15 protein-coding genes and 1 pseudogene are annotated in these 20,142 nt (G+C 70.0%); 11 read left to right on the plus strand and 5 right to left on the minus strand.

The window, feature by feature from the left end:
- Nucleotides 1-68: 68 nt before the first annotated feature.
- Together UAJ10_RS26775 and UAJ10_RS26780 are read right to left on the minus strand one after the other, a co-directional pair.
- The gene (locus UAJ10_RS26775) at nt 69-2,522 is read right to left on the minus strand and encodes a penicillin-binding protein 1A (protein ID WP_322918397.1); all 2,454 of its coding nucleotides are present in this window, start codon (nt 2,520-2,522) and stop codon (nt 69-71) included.
- Nucleotides 2,523-2,669: 147 nt separating this feature from the next.
- A complete protein-coding gene (locus UAJ10_RS26780; protein ID WP_322918399.1) occupies nt 2,670-4,037 on the minus strand; it encodes an N-acetylmuramoyl-L-alanine amidase in 1,368 nt (455 codons plus the stop codon).
- Between the two features lie 712 nt (nt 4,038-4,749).
- Between UAJ10_RS26780 and UAJ10_RS26785 the strand changes: the two genes are divergently transcribed.
- From UAJ10_RS26785 to UAJ10_RS26825, 9 genes and pseudogenes are all read left to right on the plus strand, one after another.
- Nucleotides 4,750-7,929 (plus strand): ribonuclease E/G, encoded by a 3,180-nt coding sequence (locus tag UAJ10_RS26785; protein ID WP_322918400.1) that lies wholly within the window; start codon nt 4,750-4,752, stop codon nt 7,927-7,929.
- 214 nt (nt 7,930-8,143) lie between these two features.
- Nucleotides 8,144-8,803, plus strand: coding sequence for a bifunctional nicotinamidase/pyrazinamidase (gene pncA / locus UAJ10_RS26790; RefSeq protein WP_322918402.1), 660 nt, complete (start codon nt 8,144-8,146; stop codon nt 8,801-8,803).
- A 201-nt stretch (nt 8,804-9,004) separates the two neighbouring features.
- Complete coding sequence (locus UAJ10_RS26795) at nt 9,005-9,724, plus strand: glycosyltransferase family 2 protein (RefSeq protein ID WP_322918404.1); 720 nt, start codon at nt 9,005-9,007, stop codon at nt 9,722-9,724.
- 3 nt (nt 9,725-9,727) lie between these two features.
- The gene (locus tag UAJ10_RS26800) at nt 9,728-10,063 is read left to right on the plus strand and encodes a lipid-A-disaccharide synthase N-terminal domain-containing protein (protein WP_322918406.1); all 336 of its coding nucleotides are present in this window, start codon (nt 9,728-9,730) and stop codon (nt 10,061-10,063) included.
- 15 nt (nt 10,064-10,078) lie between these two features.
- Complete coding sequence (locus UAJ10_RS26805) at nt 10,079-11,875, plus strand: ArnT family glycosyltransferase (protein ID WP_322918408.1); 1,797 nt, start codon at nt 10,079-10,081, stop codon at nt 11,873-11,875.
- 14 nt (nt 11,876-11,889) lie between these two features.
- Nucleotides 11,890-12,546, plus strand: a complete 657-nt coding sequence (locus UAJ10_RS26810) for a phosphatase PAP2 family protein (protein ID WP_322918410.1) — start codon at nt 11,890-11,892, stop codon at nt 12,544-12,546.
- Between the two features lie 20 nt (nt 12,547-12,566).
- Complete coding sequence (locus UAJ10_RS26815) at nt 12,567-13,034, plus strand: RidA family protein (protein WP_322918411.1); 468 nt, start codon at nt 12,567-12,569, stop codon at nt 13,032-13,034.
- Between the two features lie 131 nt (nt 13,035-13,165).
- Nucleotides 13,166-14,398 (plus strand): GNAT family N-acetyltransferase, encoded by a 1,233-nt coding sequence (locus tag UAJ10_RS26820; RefSeq protein ID WP_322918412.1) that lies wholly within the window; start codon nt 13,166-13,168, stop codon nt 14,396-14,398.
- Nucleotides 14,399-14,498: 100 nt separating this feature from the next.
- Nucleotides 14,499-15,134 (plus strand): annotated as a pseudogene (locus tag UAJ10_RS26825) (alpha/beta fold hydrolase); the annotation flags it as partial.
- Here UAJ10_RS26825 and UAJ10_RS26830 read toward each other — a convergent pair.
- Nucleotides 15,135-15,923 (minus strand): sulfite exporter TauE/SafE family protein, encoded by a 789-nt coding sequence (locus tag UAJ10_RS26830; RefSeq protein ID WP_322918413.1) that lies wholly within the window; start codon nt 15,921-15,923, stop codon nt 15,135-15,137.
- Nucleotides 15,924-16,025: 102 nt separating this feature from the next.
- Complete coding sequence (locus UAJ10_RS26835) at nt 16,026-16,793, minus strand: helix-turn-helix transcriptional regulator (RefSeq protein WP_322918414.1); 768 nt, start codon at nt 16,791-16,793, stop codon at nt 16,026-16,028.
- Nucleotides 16,794-16,923: 130 nt separating this feature from the next.
- On the opposite strand from UAJ10_RS26835, the gene UAJ10_RS26840 reads away from it, so the two are divergent.
- Complete coding sequence (locus UAJ10_RS26840) at nt 16,924-17,535, plus strand: acyl-homoserine-lactone synthase (protein WP_322918416.1); 612 nt, start codon at nt 16,924-16,926, stop codon at nt 17,533-17,535.
- A gap of 15 nt (nt 17,536-17,550) precedes the next feature.
- Nucleotides 17,551-18,897, plus strand: coding sequence for a cytochrome P450 (locus UAJ10_RS26845; RefSeq protein ID WP_322918417.1), 1,347 nt, complete (start codon nt 17,551-17,553; stop codon nt 18,895-18,897).
- A 5-nt stretch (nt 18,898-18,902) separates the two neighbouring features.
- Here the strand turns inward: UAJ10_RS26845 and UAJ10_RS26850 are convergent, their stop codons facing one another.
- A complete protein-coding gene (locus UAJ10_RS26850) occupies nt 18,903-20,129 on the minus strand; it encodes a cyclopropane-fatty-acyl-phospholipid synthase family protein (RefSeq protein ID WP_322918419.1) in 1,227 nt (408 codons plus the stop codon).
- Nucleotides 20,130-20,142: the final 13 nt, after the last annotated feature.

Consider the following 20,142-nt stretch of genomic DNA (forward strand, 5'->3'; position numbering starts at 1 on the left):
TCTGAAACGGAACGGGCCGCCCCATCGCCAGGGCGGCCCGCTTCTTTTTACCTACATGGGACCGGGTATTAATAAACCGTCCCCGTCCCCGTCCCCATTTGGGTGCTCTGCTGCTGCGCCGCCGTCGTCGCCTGCACCCAGACGCTGCCGCCGTCGCCGCCGTCCAGCACGCCTTCGCCGCCCTTGGGCTCGGTGCCGGGGATGAAGGCTTCCCAGATGGCCTTGCGGTCGCCCGGCTCGGCCAGGCGGCCTGTCTCGGGGTTCACGCGCACCAGGCGCACGCCGGGCGGCACGCGGAAGGGCAGCGAGGGCTTGTCGGCCAGCGCCGTCTCCATGAACTCCTTGAAGATGGGCACGGCGACCGAGGCGCCCGTCTCATGGTCGCCCAGGGAACGCGGCTGGTCGTACCCGGTGAAAACGCCGAACACCAGGTCGGGGGAGAAGCCGACGAACCAGGCGTCCTGGCTGTCGTTGGTGGTGCCGGTCTTACCGGCCAGGGTCTTACCCAGCACGCGCAGCGCTGCCGCCGTGCCGCGATCGACCACACCCTGCAGGATGTTGACGATCTGGTAGACGGTGCGCGGGTCCTCGATCTGCTCGCGCGTGTCGGGCACGTCCGGCACCGCGCCGACGTCAGCGGTGGGGGTGACGGAGCCCGGCGTCAGCTGGCAGCCATCGCAGGCCCGCTGGTCGTGGCGGTAGATGGTCTTGCCGGCGGCGTCCTGCACCCGGTCGACGAAGGTGGGGGTGATGCGCTTGCCGCCATTGTCCAGCATGGCGTAGGCGGTGGTCAGCTTCAGCACCGTGGTCTCGCCGGCGCCCAGGGCCATGGATAGTTCCGGCGCCAGATGGTCGCTGATGCCGAACAGCTTGGCCTCGTTCACCACCGCCGGCATGCCGATGTTCTGCGCCAGGCGCACCGTCATGACGTTGCGTGACTTCTCGATGCCCACGCGCAGCGGCGTGGGGCCGTAGAACTGGTCGGTGTAGTTGCTGGGCCGCCACTTCTCCTGCCCCGCCCCCTGCTCCAGCGAGAAGGGCGCGTCCAGCACCAGGCTGGAGGGGGTGAAGCCCCGGTCCAGGGCCGCCAGATAGACGAAGGGCTTGAAGGCGGAGCCGGGCTGGCGGTTGGCCTGGGTGGCGCGGTTGAAGGCGCTGATGCGGGCGCTGAAGCCGCCGCTCATGGCCAATACGCGGCCGGTGCGCGGATCCATGGCCACGACGGCGCCCTGCAGCTCGGGAATCTGGCGCAAGGCGTAGATGCCGGGGATGGGCTTCGCGTCCTCCGCCTTCTGGCCCTTCGAGGCGGGCTTGGCCTCCGACATCGCGGCGTCGACCATGATCAGGTCGCCGGGTGTCAGCGCGTTGGCGCGCTTGGCCCAGCGCACGTCGGCCGGCTGCAACTTGCCCTGGCTGCCATCCTTCAGGCCGATGGACGCGTCCTCCCCATCCGCCTTCAGCACCACGGCCAGCTGCCAGCGCTCACCCCCGGCCGGCAGGGTGGCCTTGGCCAGCTGATCCTGCCAGTTGGCGGGACCGTCCAGGTGGGCCACCGGACCGCGCCAGCCCTTGCGGCGGTCGAACGCCTCCAGCCCATGGCGCAGGGCCTCCACCGCCGCCTGCTGCAGCTTGGGATCGAGGGTGGTGCGGATGGACAGACCACCCTCATACAGCTTGGACTCGCCGTAGACGGACAGCAGCTCGCGCCGCACCTCCTCCACGAAATAGTCGGCGTCGACCTGACCCTCGGAATGGCGGTCGCGGAACACCAGCTGCCGGCCTTGCGCCTCCTTGGCCTCGGCGGCGGTGATGTAGCCATCCTCCGCCATGCGGCCCAGCACGTAGTTGCGGCGGGCGATGGCGGCGTCATGGAAACGGTCGCGGTAATAGCGGTCCGGCGCCTTGGGCAGGCTGGCCAGGAAGGCCGCCTCATCCACCGTCAGCTCATCCAGCGACTTGTTGAAGTAGTTCAGGGCCGCGGCGGCCACGCCGAAGGAGCGGTTGCCCAGGAAAATCTCGTTCAGGTACAGCTCAAGGATGCGGTCCTTGGACAGCGCCTCCTCGATCCGGTAGGAGAGGATGGCCTCCTTGATCTTGCGGACGTAGCTGACCTCGTTGTTCAGCAGGAACAGGCGCGTCACCTGCTGGGTGATGGTGCTGGCGCCGATGGGGCGCTTGTCCTGCCCCACGCGCTCCACGTTGGTCGCCATGGCGCGGGCGATGGCCAGCCAGTCCACGCCGCCGTGCTGGTAGAAGTTCTGGTCCTCCGCCGAGACGAAGGCCTGGCGCACGCGCTTGGGGATCAGGCTGACGGGCACGAACACCCGCCGCTCCGCCGCGAACTCGGCGATCAAGCGGCCGTCGCCGGCCTGCACCCGCGTGGCCGTGGGCGGCTGGTAGTCCACCAGCTGGTGATAATCCGGCAGATCGGCCGCGTAATGGCGATAGCCCAGGTAGAGGCCGACGCAGCCGGCCCCGGCCAGAATCAACAACACGACCAACAGCTTGACGAGAATGCGCATGGAACCGACCGACACCCGCAGGCGATAAGACCGAAAGACGGCCGCACCCTAGCAGGAAGCGCCCGCCCTGTCGCCGTCCGGGCGGCGGCGGCGCACATGCCCCAGGCGCACGACTACCGGCGACAGCCTATCGCGCGCGAGTGTGGCTTATTTGCGGGTGGAGGTGCGGCGCGGCCCGAAATAGCCGTCGATGGCGCGCACCAGATCGGCGGCGAAGCGGCGGCGGTGGCTGTCCGTGGCCAGCAGGCGCGCGTCGGTGGGATGGGAGAGGTACCCCATCTCCACCAGGATGGCGGGCACATCGGGCGCGGTCAGCACGGCGAAGCCGGCGGAGCGCAGGGGCGAGTTCAGCAGCGTGATGTCGCGCCCCACGGACTCCACCACCAGGTTGGCCAGGCGACGGGATTGGTTGCGGGTGTCGCGCTGCGCCAGGTCGATCAGGATGCTGGCCACCTGCGCGCTCTGGTCCGCCAGGTCCATGCCGACGATGGCGTCGGAGCGGTTTTCGCGCTGGGCCAGCATGTCGGCCTCACGGTCGGTGGCCTTGTCCGACAGGGTGTAGACCGACAGGCCGCGCACCGGCCGCCCCACCACGATGTCGGCATGCAGGGAAATGAACAGGTCCGCTCCCAGCGCACGCGCCTTGCCGGGGCGCTCACGCAGGGGGATGAAGACGTCGCCGTCCCGGGTCAGGGCCACGCGGTAGCGGCCGGTGGCCTCCAGCGCGCGGGCCACCGTCCGGGCCATGGCCAGCGTGATGTCCTTCTCATAGGCGCCGGTGACGGATGTGGCACCCGGATCGTCGCCGCCGTGGCCGGGGTCCAGCACGATCAGGGGCGTGCGATCGCGCAAGGTGGGCTTGGCCCCCGGCGCCGGCGGCACCATCACCACCGGCGCCGCCTTGGGCGGGGGCGGCGGATCGGGCGGCAAGGTGGGCAGCGCGCCCACCCGGTTGGCGGCGGGCACCACGGCGGCCCCCACGGGCGGAACGCCCGGCGGCGGCGCCTCCGGCAACATGGCGACGGCCTTCTCCTCCGCGCGGGGCGGCGGCGGTGCGGCGGGGCCGGCGACGGCGGCCATCAGGCTGCCCAGGTCGGCATGGGCCAGATCCAGCACCAGGCGCGGCGGGTGGCCGTCGCGCGCCGGCAGGAAATCGGCATTGGCCACCCGCACCGGGCCGTCGGTTTCCAGCACCACCTGGGCCGAGCCGGTCAGGCTGCTGGTCATGCGCACGGCCTTGACCAGACCCCGGCCGGCGCCGGGCAGGGCCGCCTGCCAATTGACCGCCGGCAGATCGATGACCACCTGCGTCGGGCCGACCGAGGTCGCCACGCGGTAATCGGTGCGCTCACTCATTTCCAGGACGAAGCGGGTCTCGTCACCCTGCAGACCCAGGCGCACGGCCAGCACGGCGCTGCGCTTGGGCGCTGACGGCATGCGCAGCACCTGCGCCTGCGCCATGTCGATGGTGCCCAGGCTGCCGGCGGAAACGGGTATGGGAAGAACCGTGCCCATCAGGCTTAGGGTGACCGCCAGGGTCCCGGCCAGGGCCGCGCGCCGCGTCCCCCGGTGCCCCCAGAACAAAGAGTGTCGACGCCCAAAGGCGGACAATACAGAATCCCCCCGAAACGGAACGAGACGGGCTCAGCACCTGGCCTTATACCGCCCTCAAATCAATCGCTTCAAGCATGATCATGAGATCTTGTCTAAGAAACGGCGGATAAGGGGGGCCGGTACTGCCCCGATACTGGCGCCAACTGCGCCCCCGATACCGGCCGGCCGCCTGCCCCGCGGAAACCCGGCGTCGTGACGCGCCCGGTTTCCACTTCCGAAGGCTGCGATTCTTTCATTGTAGTATGGGCCACCCCGTGTTTATCTTGAAATCGCGACAACCAGCATCCTGGCCCGCCCCTCCCGGGGCGGGGCGTCGCCCCCGGGTTTCGTACCGCAGCCAGCCAAGTCCGCTGTGATGCGATCCGTGGGCGTGACGCCTGGAAGGATGCTCGGTCCTGTGAAACCACGAAGCCGGCGTTGGCCCCTTTTCAAGTCTGGGCCGGCGCCAGGTCCTGGTCGCCCGCCCCCCCGCTGGCCGCTTCCTGGAAGCGCCGTTTCGGGGTGTTCTTCCCTCGGCGGCGATGGGGATCCGATGCTTCGGCACTAAACGGTGGCACACCGGTCAGCCCGTTCGTCGCGCGGGCAGGCCGTCCCTGTGCCATGAGGATAAAAAATGGCCAAGCGTATGCTTGTCGACGCCACGCATCCGGAGCAGACCCGGGTCGTCGTGGTCAATGGTAACAAGCTCGATGAGCTTGATTTCGAAATCGCCAGCCGGAAGCAGCTGAAGGGCAATATCTATCTTGCCAAGGTGATCCGGGTGGAGCCGTCGCTGCAGGCGGCCTTCGTGGAATACGGCGGCAACCGCCACGGCTTCCTCGCCTTCTCCGAAATCCATCCCGACTACTACCGCATCCCGGTCGCCGACCGCGAAGCCCTGCTGCGCGAGCAGGAGGAGCTGGAGCGCGAGCGCGAGGCGATGGAGCACGAGGAGGAGGAGGCCCTGCAGACGGCGGAGCATCCGCCCCTGCTTGAAGCCGGCGCCTCCGCCGTGAGCTATGAAGAAGGCGAGGCCGCCCCCGCCGCCGCTTATGAAGCGGTGGCCGACGAGGTCGGCGCGCATGAGACCGTGGCCACCGACCTGGTGGTGCCGGAGGGTCATCCGGAAGAGGCCTACGTGCCGCCGGCCCAGCCCCTGACCATCGAACAGCCCTACATCACCGAGGAACTGTCGCCGGAGCACGCCGCCACCGGCGACGCCGACGGCGAAACCGCCGAGTTCACCGAGGGTGCCGACTTCGCCGAAGACGACGCTGAAGAAAGCGACGAGGGTGAAGAGGGCGACGCCGCCGAGGGTGAGGCCGCCGAAGGCGAGAACGCCCGCCAGGGTGGCGACCGCCGCCGTCACCGCGGTCGCCGGGGCCGTCGCGGCCGCAACGACCGCGGCGGGGATCGCGGCGGGGATCGCGCCCCGCAGGAGAACGGCCATGGCGAGGCCGCGCACGCCGATGAGGAGGGCGAGGAACGCCGCCGTCCGCGCTCGCTGCGCTCCTACAAGATCCAGGAAGTCATCCGCCGCCGGCAGATCCTGCTGGTGCAGGTGACCAAGGAAGAACGTGGCACCAAGGGCGCCGCCCTCACCACCTACCTGTCCCTGCCCGGCCGCTACTGCGTGCTGATGCCCAACACCCCCCGAGGCGGCGGCATTTCCCGCAAGATCACCAACCCGCAGGACCGCAAGCGCCTGAAGGAGTTGCTGGAGGAGCTGGACATTCCGAAGGGCATGGCCGTCATCCTGCGCACCGCGGGCATGGAACGGTCCAAGCAGGAGATCAAGCGCGACCTCGAGTACCTGATGCGCCTGTGGGACAACATCCGCGAGCAGACCATGCAAGCGGTGGCGCCGGCGCTGATCTACGAGGAAGCGAACCTCATCAAGCGGTCCATCCGCGACCTGTACGCCAGCGACATCGACGAGGTGCATGTGGAGGGTGCGGCGGGCTATCGCACCGCCAAGGACTTCATGCGCATGCTGATGCCCAGCCACGCCAAGAAGATCCAGCCCTACACGGACGACATTCCGTTGTTCCACCGCTTCCAGGTGGAAAACCAGATCGATGCCATGTTCAACCCGGTGGTGCAGCTGCGCTCGGGCGGGTACATCGTCATCAACCAGACGGAAGCCCTGGTCGCCATCGACGTCAACTCCGGCCGCGCCACCAAGGAGCGGAACATCGAGGAGACGGCGCTGCGCACGAACCTGGAGGCCGCCGAGGAGGTGGCCCGCCAGCTGCGCCTGCGCGACCTGGCCGGCCTGATCGTCATCGACTTCATCGACATGGAGGACGGCCGCAACAACGCCGCCGTCGAGAAGCGCCTGAAGGAGGCCATGAAGGCCGACCGGGCGCGCATCCAGCTGGGCCGCATCTCGCCCTTCGGCCTGATGGAGCTGTCGCGCCAGCGCCTGCGCCCCAGCCTGCAGGAAATCAACTTCGAGCGCTGCCCGCACTGCGAAGGCACCGGCATGGTGCGCTCGCTGGAAAGCGCCGCCCTGGCCGTCCTGCGCGCCATCGAGGATGAGGGCATCCGCCGCCGCTCCACCGAGATCACGGTGACGGCCGCCAGCTCGGTCACGCTGTACATCCTGAACCAGAAACGCGACGCCCTGACGGCCATCGAGCGCCGCTATGGCCTACGCGTCTTCCTGTCGACCGACGACAGCCTGGTGCCGCCGGACCACCGCCTGGAGCGCATCCGCGCCCGCACGGCGGCCGACGACCAGCCTGCCGCCGCCGTCAGCGCCGAGCGCATCTACGCCGAGACCGACCGCGCGCTGGAGCATGTGGACGAGGTCGAGGACGAGGTCGCCGAGGACGAGGTCGAGGAGACCACGGCCGAGGCCGCCAACGGCGAAGCCAATGGCCAGGACCGTCGCCGCCGCCGCCGCCGCCGCCGTGGCGGTGGTCAGGAGCGGTATGAGGGCACGCCGCAGGCCGTGGAAGCGGCCGAGGGTGAGCAGCCCGCTGAAGAGGAGGCCGACCTGGCCGTTGGCGAGGATGCCGACGGCGAAGGCGCTGACTCCGCGGAAGCGGCCGAGGGCGATGACACCAACGGCGAGCGCAAGAAGCGCCGGCGCGGCAAGCGCGGCGGTCGCCGGCGCGGTCGTCACGGTGTCGAGGGCGCGGCCGAGGGTGAGGATCATGAGGCTGGTGCCGAGGGTGAGGACGCTGTCGACGCCGAGGGCGTGACCGCCGCGATCGAAGGCGAGGCCGTGCCTGTGCCCGCCACCGAGCCGGTCGAGACCACCACCGCCGACGCCACGCCGGTGGACGCGCCGGGCACTGAGGTGCCCGTGGCTGAGACCGCCCCCGTCGAGGTGGCCCCCGCCGCCGAGCCGGTCGCGGAGGAAGCCCCGGCCAAGCCCAAGCGCGCCCCCCGCAGCCGTAAGAAGGCCGCCCCGGCGGCTGAAGCGGCTCCCGCCGCCGAGGCCCCGGTGGTCGAGGCCGCCCCGGTCGAAGCGGCCCCCGCCGCCGAGCCGGTCGCAGAGGAAGCCCCGGCCAAACCCAAGCGCGCCACCCGCAGCCGCAAGAAGGCCGCCCCGGCGGACGCGCCGGTCGCTGAGGAAGCGCCCGTCACCGACGTGCCCGTGACTGAGGCGGCCGAGATGGTCGCCCCCATCGCGGCGCCCGAGCCCGCCGTGGTGGAGACCGCCGTGGTGGAAACTGCGGTGGCGGAGCCTGCGACTGAGGCCGCCCCCGCCGAGGATGCCGCCCCGGCGGTCCATCCCTCGGTGGAGCTGAACCCGGTGGTGGAGCAGCCCAAGAAGGGCTGGTGGAACCGTATCCTGAAGTAAGCCCCTGCTGGACAGAGGGCCTAGTGCCATAATCCTAAAAGAATCAGCCCTCCCGAACTGAGGTTCGGGAGGGTTTTTTCATGTACGATGTGTTCCAGTGAATGGGTCCCCGCATGTGAAGGCCACGGCGCCTTTGGGCGCGATGTTCACTGAATTTCATCCCGCGATTCGCCATCCTCGCGGAAATCGCCCCCTTTCACGCTAGGTCGTCCTCATGCGCACTGACACCGATGCCTTGATCCTGATCGATATTCAGAATGACTTCTGCCCCGGGGGCGCCCTGGCGGTTAAGGACGGCGACGCGGTGGTGGGGCCGGCCAACGACTTGGCGGCCCATTTCAATACCGTGATCCTGACCCAGGATTGGCATCCGGCCGGCCATCGCTCCTTCGCCAGCGCCCATCCGGGGCACCGGCCCTATGACATGGTGCAAATGCCCTACGGCCCGCAAATGCTGTGGCCCGACCATTGCGTCCAGGGCTCCGCCGGCGCGGCGTTCCACCCCGGCCTGGCGCCGGCGGTGGAGAAGGCGCAGCTGGTGGTGCGCAAGGGCTTCCGACCCCACATCGACAGCTACTCCGCCTTCTTCGAGAACGACCGGGTGACGCCGACCGGCTTGGCCGGTGCCCTGCGCGAGCGCGGCATCCACCGCGTCTACCTGGCCGGGCTGGCCACGGATTACTGCGTGGCCTACTCCGCCACCGACGCCGCCCGCCTGGGTTTCGAAGCGTTGATCGTGGAAGACGCCTGCCGGGCCATCGACCTGCACGGCTCGCTCACCGCCGCCCGCCGTGATTGGATGGCGGCCGGCGTGCGCAGCGTCAGCGTGGCCGACGTCCTGGCCCTGGCCGCTCCCCTGGCCTCGGTGGCCTGACCGCCCCCTCGCCGCGAAATCCCCGGGACGGCGCCGTTCAAGGCGCCCGGCCGCAGGGCACCCCTGCCCCGTGCGGCCGCCAGGACACGGCCGCCCTTGTTGACGCTGGCGGCAATCTGTAGCTTTCTGGCCCAAATGATCCGGGCCGCCTTTGTCGGGCGGCGGCCCGGCCTATTTCTGTACCCTTCGTGCCCCGAGGTGATGGGTTTGCGCTACACCATCCTGATCTCCGTCCTGAACGAGCAGGGGAACATCCTGCCGCTGCTGGAAGAACTGCAAGCCGTCGCCCCCTACCCCGGGGATTATGAGGTCCTGTTCGTCGATGATGGCAGCACGGACGACACGCCGGATGAGCTGCAGCAGGCCAAGGCCAAGTATCCCTTCGTGCGCGTCGTGCGCCACGGCCAGCGGGCGGGCAAGAGCCGCGCCATCCGCACGGGCTGCCATGCCGCCAAGACCGACTGGATCATGATGGTCGACGGCGACATGCAGAACGATCCCCGCGACATCGCCCCCATGCTGGCGGCGGTGGAACGCGATCCGGAGGTGAAGGTGGTGTGCGGCATCCGCCGCCGCCGCGACGACACCCTGGCCAAGAAGATCACCTCCCGCCTGGGCAACGGCATCCGCCGCGCCCTGCTGCGCGATGGCTGCCCCGACACCGGCTGCGGCTTCAAGCTGGTGCACCGCGCCGCCATGCTGGAGCTGCCCCAGTTCGACGCCGTGCACCGCTTCATCCCCACGGTCGCCACCTACAGCGGCTGGAAGATGGCCAACGTGCCCATCAACGACCGCAAGCGCCACGCCGGCCGGTCCAAGTACACCAACATCGGCCGCGCCTTCGTCGGCTTCTTCGACCTCTTGGGCATGCTGTGGATGCTGCGGCGGAACACCATGCCCGGCACGGCGCGGGAGGTCTGAGCCATGGTGTGGGACCACATCGCGCAATTCCTGGTGCACTGGTGGCAGGAAGCGCTGGGCAAGAACGGCTGGATCGCCGCCTTCGGCCTGTTCGGCCAGGCCATGTTCATGTCGCGCTTCATCGTGCAGTGGATTTCCAGCGAGCGCGCCGGCCGCAGTGTGGTGCCCGTGACCTTCTGGTATTTCAGCCTGGCGGGCGGCGCCCTGGTGCTGCTGTACGGCCTGCTGAAGCCCGACCTGGTCATTATCGCCGGACAACTGCCCGGCCTGGTGGTCTATGCCCGCAACCTGCACCTGATCCATAAGCACAAGCGCGCCGAAGCCGCCGCCGCGACCTGACGGGACGCCTGATCGATGAACGAGACCTTCCGCCCCGCCGTCCTGCGGCCCGTGCATTATGTCATCCTGGCGCTGCTGGCGCTGGCGACATTCCTGCCGGGCTTCACCACCATCCCGCCCTTCGACCGGGATGAAAGCCGTTTCGCCCAGGCGACGCGGCAGATGCTGGAAACGCGGGACTTCGTCTCCATCCGCTTCCAGGATGAGGCGCGGAACAAGAAGCCGGTGGGCATCCACTGGCTGCAGAGCGCCACGGTCACGGCAGTGCAGGCCGTCACCGGCGACCATGATCCCGAGACCACGCCCATCTGGGCCTACCGCCTGCCCTCGCTGATCGGCGCCGTCGCCGCCGTGCTGCTGACCGCCTGGGCGGGACAGCTGCTGTTCGGCGCCACCGCCGGCTTCGGCGCCGCCCTGCTGATGTCCGTCTGCGTGCTGCTGAGCGTCGAGGCGCGCATGGCCAAGACGGACGCCGTGCTGCTGGCCACCGTGGTGGCCGCCATGGGCGCGCTGGGCCGCGTCTACCTGGACCGGCGCAAGCCGATGCCCCCCACCTGGGGCCTGACGCTGACCTTCTGGATCGCCCTGGGCGTGGGTATCCTGATCAAGGGGCCGGTCATCCTGCTGCCCGTGCTGGGCAGCATCATCACCCTGGGCTTCGCCGACCGCGACTGGTCCTGGCTGAAGGGCCTGCGCCCCCTGCCCGGCCTGGCCATCGTGCTGGCCATGGTCCTGCCCTGGGCCATCCTGATCGCCATCGCCACCAAGGGGCAGTTCTTCGCCGACGCCATCGGGCACGAGTTCTTAGGAAAAGTGAATTCCGGCCAGGAGAAGCACGCCGGCCCGCCGGGCTACTACCTCATCACCTTCTGGCTCAGCTTCTGGCCGAGCAGCCTGCTGGTGGGCCTGGGCGCCGCCTGGGCCTGGCGCCGCCGCCATGACGACGCCGTGCGCTTCTGCCTGGCCTGGATCGTGCCCACCTGGCTGATCTTCGAGGCGGTGGCGACCAAGCTGCCCCACTACGTCCTTCCCACCTTCCCCGCCCTGGCCTTTCTGGGCATGGCGGCGCTGCTGTCACGCATCGACGCCAGGGCGGCGGCCGAGAAGGCCGCCAACCGCAACATTCCCCGGGAGGAACGTGTCCGGCCCCCGCTGGCCGGCCGCATCGCCCGCTGGGCCGTCATCGTCCTCTACCTGGCCATCACCGGCGCCCTGGCCGTGCTGGGCGCCGGCGCGCCCCTGCGGCTGGAGGGGACCAACCTGCCGGCCGGCTTCGTCGCCGGCGGCCTGGCGTTGGCCACCGGCATCGCCTTCGTGGTGCTGGAGCGCATCGGCTGCCTGAAGCGGCTGGCCCTGGGCGTCGCCGCCGGCGGCGCCCTCAGCATGATCACCATCCTGGGCCTGGTCATGCCCAGCCTGAAGGCCATGTGGCTGAGCCCCGCCATCGCCCAGGCCGTGGCCGACCACCGCCTGTGCCCCACCACCGTGCTGGCGGCCACCGGCTATACCGAGCCCAGCATGGTGTTCCTGGTGGGTACCAAGACCAAGCTGGGTGAGCCCGACATGGTGGCCAACCATTTGGCCGGCGACCCCGGGTGCGCCCTGGCCCTGGTGCGCGACAAGGAAGAGCCGGCCTTCGCCGCCCAGCTGGCCGCGCGCGGCCTGTCGCCGGAGCTGATCAAGCACTTCCGGGGCTTCAACTATTCCCGCGGCAACTGGGCCAACCTGGCCCTGTACCGCGCCGGCGCGCCGGTCAACGCCCCGGTCCAGCCGCCAGCGGAACAGCCGGCTGCGGCGACGCCGCAGCCGTGAACCGCAGGACGTTGATGACCTGGGCGGGCTTCCTGGCGCTGGAGGCCGGCCTGGTACTATGGGTCGACCGGCCCTTCACCCTGTGGGCGGCGGATTTGCCGCCCTGGACCAAGGCCCTCAGCCACCATCTGACGCGGGCGGGCGACAGCCTCTACAGCCTGGTGCCGCTGGGCCTGGCGGCCATCGCCCTGGTGACCGCCCGTGCCCAGGCGGAGGGGGCGCAGCGCGAGCGGCTGGGACGCTGGCTGGCGGCGGCGGCCTTCGTCTTCCTGGCGGTCGCCCTGTCCGGACTGGCGGTGGACGCCGTCAAGGCCGTGGTGGGCCGCCCCCGGCCGGTGGTGTTCCTGACCGAAGGCGCCATATGGCCCCAGCCCTTCCACATGGGCTTCCGCTACTATTCCTTCCCCTCGGGCCACGCCGACACGCTGATGGCGCTGGCCCTGTCGGTCGGCGTCCTCTGGCCGCGCGGGCGGCTGGGCCTGCTGGCGCTGGCCGTGGCGCTGGCCACCACCCGGCTGTGGGTCGGCGCGCACTATCCGTCCGACGTGCTGGGCGGGGCGGCCATGGCGGTGCTGACCACCCGTCTTTTACGCGATAGCTTCACACGCCGCGGCTGGCTGCCGGCGCCGGATGGCGCTATCGTCCGGCCCCAAGAACCGTTTCAATCGTAACGAACCCAATGGAGGACACCATGGCCGGCCGTATCGACGCCCGTCTGAAAGAACTCGCCATCGAATTGCCGACCCCGGCCATCCCCGTGGCGGCCTATGTGCCGGCCGTGCGCACCGGCAACACCCTGTTCCTGTCCGGTCAGGTGACCTTCTGGAATGGTGAACTGCGCTGCGTCGGCAAGCTGGGCGACAACTTCACCGTCGAGCAGGGCCAGGAAGCCGCCCGCCTGTGCGCGCTGAACCTGATCGCCCAAGCCAAGGCCGCCCTGGATGGCGACCTGGACCGCGTGGTGCGCGTGGTGAAACTGGTGGGCTTCGTCAACTCCACCCCCGACTTCACCGACCAGCCCAAGGTCATCAACGGCGCCTCGGAAACCTTCGTGCAGGTGTTCGGCGACGCCGGCCGCCACGCCCGCTCCGCCGTCAGCGCCGCCTCGCTGCCCCTGGGCGTGGCCGTGGAAGTGGAAGCCATTCTCGAAGTGGCCTAAGTCATTTCTTTGCCCTCAGTTGCCGGGCGCCAGCATCCGACGGCCTTGTCATTCGCTTGGCGCCCACCCTTGTTAAATGCCGTTCGGCACCCGACTATTAGCCTGGGTGCCGAACGGATTGGGATAGCGTGATGGCGGATGGAAGCAGCGACTGGACGGCGGGTCTGAAGGTGGCCGTGGCGCCGCGCATCGGCGCGCTGGATGCGGCGGACTGGGACCGGCTCGCGGCCAGTGACGCCTATCCTGGCCATCCCTTCACCCGCCACACCTTCCTGCGCATCCTGGAGGACAGCGGTTCCGTCGGACGCAAGGCCGGCTGGCTGCCCCAGCACCTGACGGTGCGGGACGCCCAGGGCCGCCTGGTGGGGGCGGCGCCCATGTACCTGAAATCCCATTCCTATGGCGAATACGTCTTCGACCAGGGCTGGGCCAACGCCTATGAGCGCGCGGGCGGGGAGTATTATCCCAAGCTTCAGGTCTCCATCCCCTTCACGCCCGTGACCGGGCCGCGCCTGATGGCCGATCCCGCCTGCCCCGATCCCGATGGCGTGCGCCGCCTGATGGTGGCGGCGTTGCGCGCGGCGGCGGTGGACAACAAGCTGTCGTCCGTCCACGTCACCTTCCCCACCCCGGAGGACCGGGCCGCACTGACAGGCGCCGGCTGGCTGGACCGCCACGGCATCCAGTACCATTGGGAGAACCGGGGCTACCGCGACTTCACCGACTTCCTGGGCGCCTTCAGCAGCCGCAAGCGCAAGGCGGTGCGCAAGGAGCGCCAGGCCGTGGCCGACAGCGGGGTGGAGGTGCTGACCCTGACCGGCGCCGAGCTGCGGGAGGAGCACTGGGACGCCTTCTTCCGCCTGTACAACGCCACCAGCGACCGCAAGTGGGGCTGGGCCTACCTGACGGAGGATTTCTTCCATCGGCTGGGGGCGGAGATGGCGGACAGCGTCGTCCTGGTGATGGCCCGCGATCCCGCCCGACCGGACGCGAAAGGCCGCCCCGCCTGGGTGGGGGGTGCCCTGAACCTGATGGGCGATGACACCCTGTACGGCCGCAACTGGGGCTCGGCCGGGGACTACCCCTTTCTGCATTTCGAGGCCTGCTATTACCGCGCCATCGAGTTCGCGATCGAGCGGGGATTGAAGCGGGTTGAGGCCGGCGCGCAGGGGGAGCACAAGGTCCAGCGCGGCTATCTGCCCGTCACCACCCACAGCGCCCACTACATGGTCGACCCCGCCCTGCGCCGCGCCGTGGCCGACTTCGTGGAACGGGAACGGGAAGGCGTCGCCGCCGATATCGAGGCGCTGATGGCCGAAAGCCCCTACCGCCAGGGCGGCGGCTCGGGCGGCGGATCCGAATGAACACCGTCCACCGGCTGTCCGTGGGCGCCCACGGCCTGAGCGTCCTGGCCGCGGGGCCCGATCCGGTGGAACAGGCCGCCCGGCCCATCATCATGGTGCATGGCACGCCCGGCAGCGCCGGCGGCTGGCGCTGGTTCCTGGGGCACGGCCCCCGGGGGTGTCGCTGCTGGCGCCCGACCGGCCCGGCTTCGGCCGCAGCGAACCGGAACAGGCGCTGATCGGCTTGAAGGCGCAGGCCGGGCGCCTGACGCCGCTGCTGTCGCTGAACCCGGCCAATCCGCCGGCCATCCTGGTGGGCCATTCCATGGGTGGGCCGGTGGTGGCCCGCCTGGCCCTGGACCAGCCCCACCGCGTGGCGGCATTGGTGCTGGTCGCGACCTCCTTCGATCCGGACCTGGAACACCAGCACCCGCTGCAGCCCTGGGCGGACCGGGAGCCGTGGCGCCGCCTGCTGCCCCGCCCCCTGCGCAACGCCAACCGGGAATTGCTGACCATCGTGCCGGAGCTGCGCGCCCTGGCGCGCGACCTGGGCCAGGTGCGCTGTCCCGTCGTCATCCTGCACGGCACCGCCGACCGGGAATCGCCCTACGGCAACGTCGCCTACCTTCAGCGCCACCTGACCCAGGCCGTAGTGGAGGTGCGCACGCTGGAGGGGGCCGGCCACTTCCTGCCCTGGACCCGGCGTCGCGACGTGCTGGCCGCCATCGAGCGGGCGCGGGCGTTGTGCGCCGCGTGATCAGAAGGGCGCCCGGTCCAGCACGCCGAAAGCCAGGCTGAACAGCACGACGGCGTTCAGCAGCATGAGCGGCGGGGTGATCCACGCGGCCAGGCCGGCGAATTGCCGCCCCACGGCGCGCCCCGCCACCGCCACGGTCATCAGGCTGGGCACCGTGCCGATGGCGAAGGCCGCCAGCACCAGGGCGCCACCAGCGGCGGACCCGCTGCTGACCGCCGCCGCCAGCGCGGCGTAGACCATGCCGCAGGGAATGAAGCCCAGCAGCACACCCAGGAAATAGCCGTTCAGGCCCCGTGGATCGGCGAACAGCCGGCGCAGGGGGGGCGCCAGGAGGGCCGTCAGGCGGGCCGCCCCGGCGGTGCCCAGGCTGAAGCGCCCGGCGGGAACCAGGCGCAGCAGGCGCGGCGCCACCCGGCCCAGGCCCGCCAGGCCCTGGCGCAGGAACAGCAGGGCCGCGATACCCAGGAACAAGGCCAGCAGCCAGCGATACTCCGTCGCCTGGACCACCAGGCCCGACAGGCCGCCCGCCACGGCGCCCAAGGCGGCGTAGGTGGTCATGCGCCCCAGGTGATAGGGCAGCAGCAGGGCGCCGCCGGCCCGCGCCAGTGCCGGCCCGGTCGCCTCCCCCGCCGCGCCCACTTGCGTCGCGCCCACTTGGGCCAGCACGAAGGGACCGCACATGCCCACGCAATGGCCGAAGCCCCCGGTCAGGCCGGCCATGAACACGGCGGCCATCAGCGCGGGTAGGCTGAGGGGAGCGGATTGCAGCAGGGACAGATGGTCGTGCATCGGGCGACGTCCGGATCAAGATCTGCCTCCAGCCATAAACCATGCGCCGGCCGCATCACTTGATCCGGATCAGTCGAAACGCGTTTTCGCGGGCGCCCGGCCTTACGGCGCGATCAGCCGCAGCTGCACCGCCACCGCGATGGCGTGGTATTTGCTGTGCACCCCGAGCTTGCGCATGGTGTTGGTCAGGTGGAATTCCACGGTGCGGTCGGAAACACCCATGATGTCAGCCGTTTCCGCCCGCGTCTTGCCCCGGCAGGCCCACACCAGGCACTCCCTCTCCCGGTCCGTCAGCGAGGGCGGGGCCAAGGGCGGCGCGGCCACGTCGAGGCGCAATTTCAACGCCCGCTCATGGTAGAAGGATCCGGCCAGCCGCAGCCAGGCGGGACGATGTTCCGGCAGGTCCAGGAGATCCGGTTCCTGGCGCCAGAACAGGCTGATCAAGGCGGACGCGGGGAAGCCGTGGCCATCCACCGCATGCAGCGGCAGCACGAAGCCCTGGCGGTAACCGAAGTCGCGGGCGATATCCATGACCTGCCGCGCCCGGTTGCGCGCGCCCCGGCCGCCGCCCCGGGCCGGCCGGAACTCCGGGACATCGGCCCAGGTGAAAGGCGCGTTGGTGGTGGCCGCCCGGTTCACCACCGGGTCGTACCCCAGAAGATCCTCTGCCAAATAGGTCTCTAGAAAATCCGTCCGTAACGACGTCTGGTAGAACGGAACGGGCTCCTCGGCAATCGGCAGGCGCCGCACATCGACGTAGCTTGCGGCGTCGAAGCCCAAATGGGCGACCTGCCTGTCCAAGGCGGCCTTCAAATCGTCCAAGGTTACTGCGGACGTGAAGGCCGACAACATCTCCTCGATCTTTCGCATGGCCATCTCTTCATCGCGGGTGGATGCCTCGACACGGCCGGTGCGAGGGGAATACCTCGGCATATGCCCAGCTTTTTCGAGGCCCCTAACGATGTCGTACTGACCCCGGAAAAACGGGCGGAGTTGGACCATGTCATCGTTGCGCGTCGTGAATTTCTCAGGCCCGGACTCGCCGGAACTGCTGGCCCAAGCCTGGCGGTTGCGGCACCGGGTTTTTCGTGAAGGCCTAGGCTGGGACGTGGCCTCGGTCGACCTGCTGGAGTTCGACGGATTCGACCGGAAGGCTTGGCATTGCGCGGCCCTGCTGGGGGGCCGCATGGTGGGCTATTGGCGTGCCCTGCCCACCACCGAACCCTATCTGCTGGAACGCGACTTTCCCATGCTGCTGGGGGATAGACCCGCGCCCCGGTCCCCCGGCGTGTGGGAAATCAGCCGCTTCGTCATCTGTCCCGACGTGGCCAACCGCCGTGATGTGGGCAGGGTGCTGGTACAGGCCATCGGCGCCTTCGGCATGGCGCGCGACGCCAAGCGCCTGATCGCGGTGGTGGAACCCGCTTTCGGCCGCTTCGTGCGGCTGTGCGGCCTGCCGGTGGTGGAGGAGACGGCCCCCATCCATGTCGGCCAGGGCCACAAGGGCGACATCCACGCCGTCATCATCGCCCTGGACGTGCCGGCCTACGCCGTCGGCCGTCCCACCCCCTTCCCTGCAACCACCGCCGGCGCCGATCCGCGCGCCGCCTGACGGAGCCTCCGTGCCATGAGCCTCATCACCCGCTTTCAGCGCGCCCTTCTGGGCGACCTTCCCGATTTCGCCGCCGACCCCATCGGCTTCGTCGAGCGCCACGGCGTCGGCGCCGATGCCCCCGTGGCCCTGCGCCTGGGACCGAAGCCCGCCTTCCTGATCAGCCACCCGGCGGGCTTCCAGCGCGTGCTGGTGGACAACCGCGACGCCTATGGCAAGGGGGCGGAACAGGCGCGCCTGCGGCCCCTGTTCGGCGAGGGCATGGTGACCGCCAGCGGCCCACGCTGGGACGCGGCCCGCCACGCCGCCAAGGCCGCCTTCTCGCAAAGTCGCCTGAACCACGGGCTGGAGCTGGCCCTGTGCGTATTGGCGCGGGAGGCGGCGGGCCTGGCCCGGACCAGCGGGTCGGTGATCGACCTGCACGGCCTGATGGGTCGGCTGACCATGCGCATGGTGGTCGCGGCCCTGTTCCATGAGCGGCTGGAGGATGAAGCGGCAGCCGACGCCATCTACCAGGCGGGCTGCGTCGCCCACCGTCACCTCAGCCTGTCCATGTGGCGGCTGGTGGATTTGGACATGTACCTGCCCACGCGGGAGGGCCGGGCCTTCCGGGGCGCCATCGCGGAAATGGAGCGCCAGATCGCCGGCTTCGCCCAGGCGCCCAAGGGCTTCCTGGCGGCCTTGCATCCCCTGGTCGCGGAGTATGGCCCGGCGGTCATGCGGGACGAGGCCATCACCGCCCTGGTGGCGGGGTTCGAAACCACGGCTACCGCCGGCTGCTGGCTGGCCTATGCCCTGGCCCAGCGACCGGATCTGGCCGCCTGGCTGCGGCAGGAGGTGGAGGAGAAGCTGCCCGCCGACGGGGAGCTGCGCCCCGGCCTGCTGCGCGACCTGCCCCGCACCCGCGCCATGGTGCAGGAGGTGCTGCGCCTCTACCCCAGCGCCTGGTGGTTCGCCCGCACCGCCCTGGCCAACGACGTCGTGTCGGGTATGGCCATCCCCAAGGGCGCCTCGGTCCTGCTGTGCCCCTGGGCCCTGCACCGCCAGCCGGAGCAATGGGCGGACCCGCTGGAACTGAAGCCCAGCCGATTCCTGGAAGGCCCGCCCTTGTCAGGAAAAAACGGGCCGGACAAATTCGCCTACGTGCCCTTCGGCGCCGGCCCGCGCACCTGCATCGGGGCACAACTGGCGACGGCGGAGCTGACGGCCCTGGCGGCCATGCTGGTCACCACCTTCGACATCGAGGCGCTATCCGGGCCGCTGGCCGCCCAGGTGCCGGAGGGCGGCATCACCCTGGGCGCCCCCCGCGCCGGTATGAAGGTGCGCCTGTCGGTGCGCGAGCCCCTGCGCAAGGTGGCTTGACGCCCTCAGGCGCCGGACGCCGGAACCAGGCGATAGAGCCCGACGTCGATCAGGCCGGCGCGGAATCCCGCTTCGCAATACGCCAAGTAGTAGTCCCACAGCCGACGGAAGCGGGGCGGGAACCCCTGGGCCTGGATGTCGACCCAAGCGGCATGGAAGCGGCGGCGCCATTCCGCCAAGGTGCGGGCGTAGCTGTCGCCGAAGGTTTCCGCCGCGTCCAGCCGCAGGCCCGCCGCCGCCGCCTCCCGCGCCAGGCGGCCGGGCGGCGGCAACATGCCGCCCGGAAAGACATGGCGCTGGATGAAGTCGACATTGCCGCGGTAATGCTCAAAGCGGGCATCGTCGATGGTGATGACCTGCAACACCGCCACCCCGTCATCGGACAGACGCTGGCGCAGCGTTTGGAAGTAGAGCGGCCAATAACGTTCCCCCACCGCCTCCAGCATTTCAATGGAAACGATGCGGTCATAGGTGCCGGTGACGTCCCGATAATCTTGAAGGCGCAGGTCCGCGCGGCAGCCCAGATCGGCCTCGATCAACCGGTCCTGCGCCGCCGCCAGCTGCGCGGGCGACAAGGTCAACCCGGTGACGTGGCACCCTTCGCGCGCGATGCGTTCCGCCAGGCCACCCCAACCGCAGCCGATCTCCAGCACCCGTTCCCCACCGCTGATGCCCAGCAGCTGGACGATGCGGTCCAGCTTGACCGCCTGAGCCGCCTCCAGCGATTGATCGGGGGCGGTGTAGAGCGCCGAGGAATAGGCCATGCCCTGGTCCAGCCAGCGGGCATAGAAGTCGTTGCCCAAATCATAATGGGCGATGATGTTGCGGCGGCTGCCGGCCCGGGTGTTGGCGCGGCCACGGTGCAGCAGCCGGTTCACCAGGCGGGCCAGCGGCGTGCCGGCCATGGCGCCGTCCAGCCGGGAGATATTGCGCGCCGCAAGTTCCAGCAGCGCCGGCAGGTCGGGGCTGGACCAGTCGCCATCGGCATAGGCCTCGGCGAAGGCGATGTCGCCGCCCAGCGCCAACCGACGCACGGCGCGCCAGCGATGCAGTTCCAGCACACCCTCCGGCCCCGGCTGCGCCGCGCGCCGGGTCAGCCGGGTGCCGTCCGGCAACCGCACCGTTATCTGCCCCACCGCCAGCCGCGCCATCATGCGCGACAGCAGGGCGGCGGGCAGCCGTTGCAGGGATGGGGATGGGGCCACGGGGGCGGAAGAGACGTCCAATGACATGGGCGGTGAAGTC

This window comes from Nitrospirillum guaranorum (assembly GCF_034653275.1).
Taxonomy (GTDB): Bacteria; Pseudomonadota; Alphaproteobacteria; order Azospirillales; family Azospirillaceae; genus Nitrospirillum.

Coding starts and splice junctions, on each gene's coding strand:
- UAJ10_RS26780 (WP_322918399.1), bottom strand. CDS start 4,037: ATGGGCACGGTTCTTCCCATACCCGTTTCCGCCGGCAGCCTGGGCACC.
- UAJ10_RS26785 (WP_322918400.1), top strand. CDS start 4,750: ATGGCCAAGCGTATGCTTGTCGACGCCACGCATCCGGAGCAGACCCGG.
- UAJ10_RS26795 (WP_322918404.1), top strand. CDS start 9,005: ATGGGTTTGCGCTACACCATCCTGATCTCCGTCCTGAACGAGCAGGGG.
- UAJ10_RS26830 (WP_322918413.1), bottom strand. CDS start 15,923: ATGCACGACCATCTGTCCCTGCTGCAATCCGCTCCCCTCAGCCTACCC.
- UAJ10_RS26775 (WP_322918397.1), bottom strand. CDS start 2,522: ATGCGCATTCTCGTCAAGCTGTTGGTCGTGTTGTTGATTCTGGCCGGG.
- UAJ10_RS26810 (WP_322918410.1), top strand. CDS start 11,890: ATGACCTGGGCGGGCTTCCTGGCGCTGGAGGCCGGCCTGGTACTATGG.
- UAJ10_RS26850 (WP_322918419.1), bottom strand. CDS start 20,129: ATGTCATTGGACGTCTCTTCCGCCCCCGTGGCCCCATCCCCATCCCTG.
- UAJ10_RS26845 (WP_322918417.1), top strand. CDS start 17,551: ATGAGCCTCATCACCCGCTTTCAGCGCGCCCTTCTGGGCGACCTTCCC.
- UAJ10_RS26815 (WP_322918411.1), top strand. CDS start 12,567: ATGGCCGGCCGTATCGACGCCCGTCTGAAAGAACTCGCCATCGAATTG.
- UAJ10_RS26840 (WP_322918416.1), top strand. CDS start 16,924: ATGTCATCGTTGCGCGTCGTGAATTTCTCAGGCCCGGACTCGCCGGAA.
- UAJ10_RS26800 (WP_322918406.1), top strand. CDS start 9,728: ATGGTGTGGGACCACATCGCGCAATTCCTGGTGCACTGGTGGCAGGAA.
- UAJ10_RS26805 (WP_322918408.1), top strand. CDS start 10,079: ATGAACGAGACCTTCCGCCCCGCCGTCCTGCGGCCCGTGCATTATGTC.
- pncA (WP_322918402.1), top strand. CDS start 8,144: ATGCGCACTGACACCGATGCCTTGATCCTGATCGATATTCAGAATGAC.
- UAJ10_RS26835 (WP_322918414.1), bottom strand. CDS start 16,793: ATGCGAAAGATCGAGGAGATGTTGTCGGCCTTCACGTCCGCAGTAACC.
- UAJ10_RS26820 (WP_322918412.1), top strand. CDS start 13,166: ATGGCGGATGGAAGCAGCGACTGGACGGCGGGTCTGAAGGTGGCCGTG.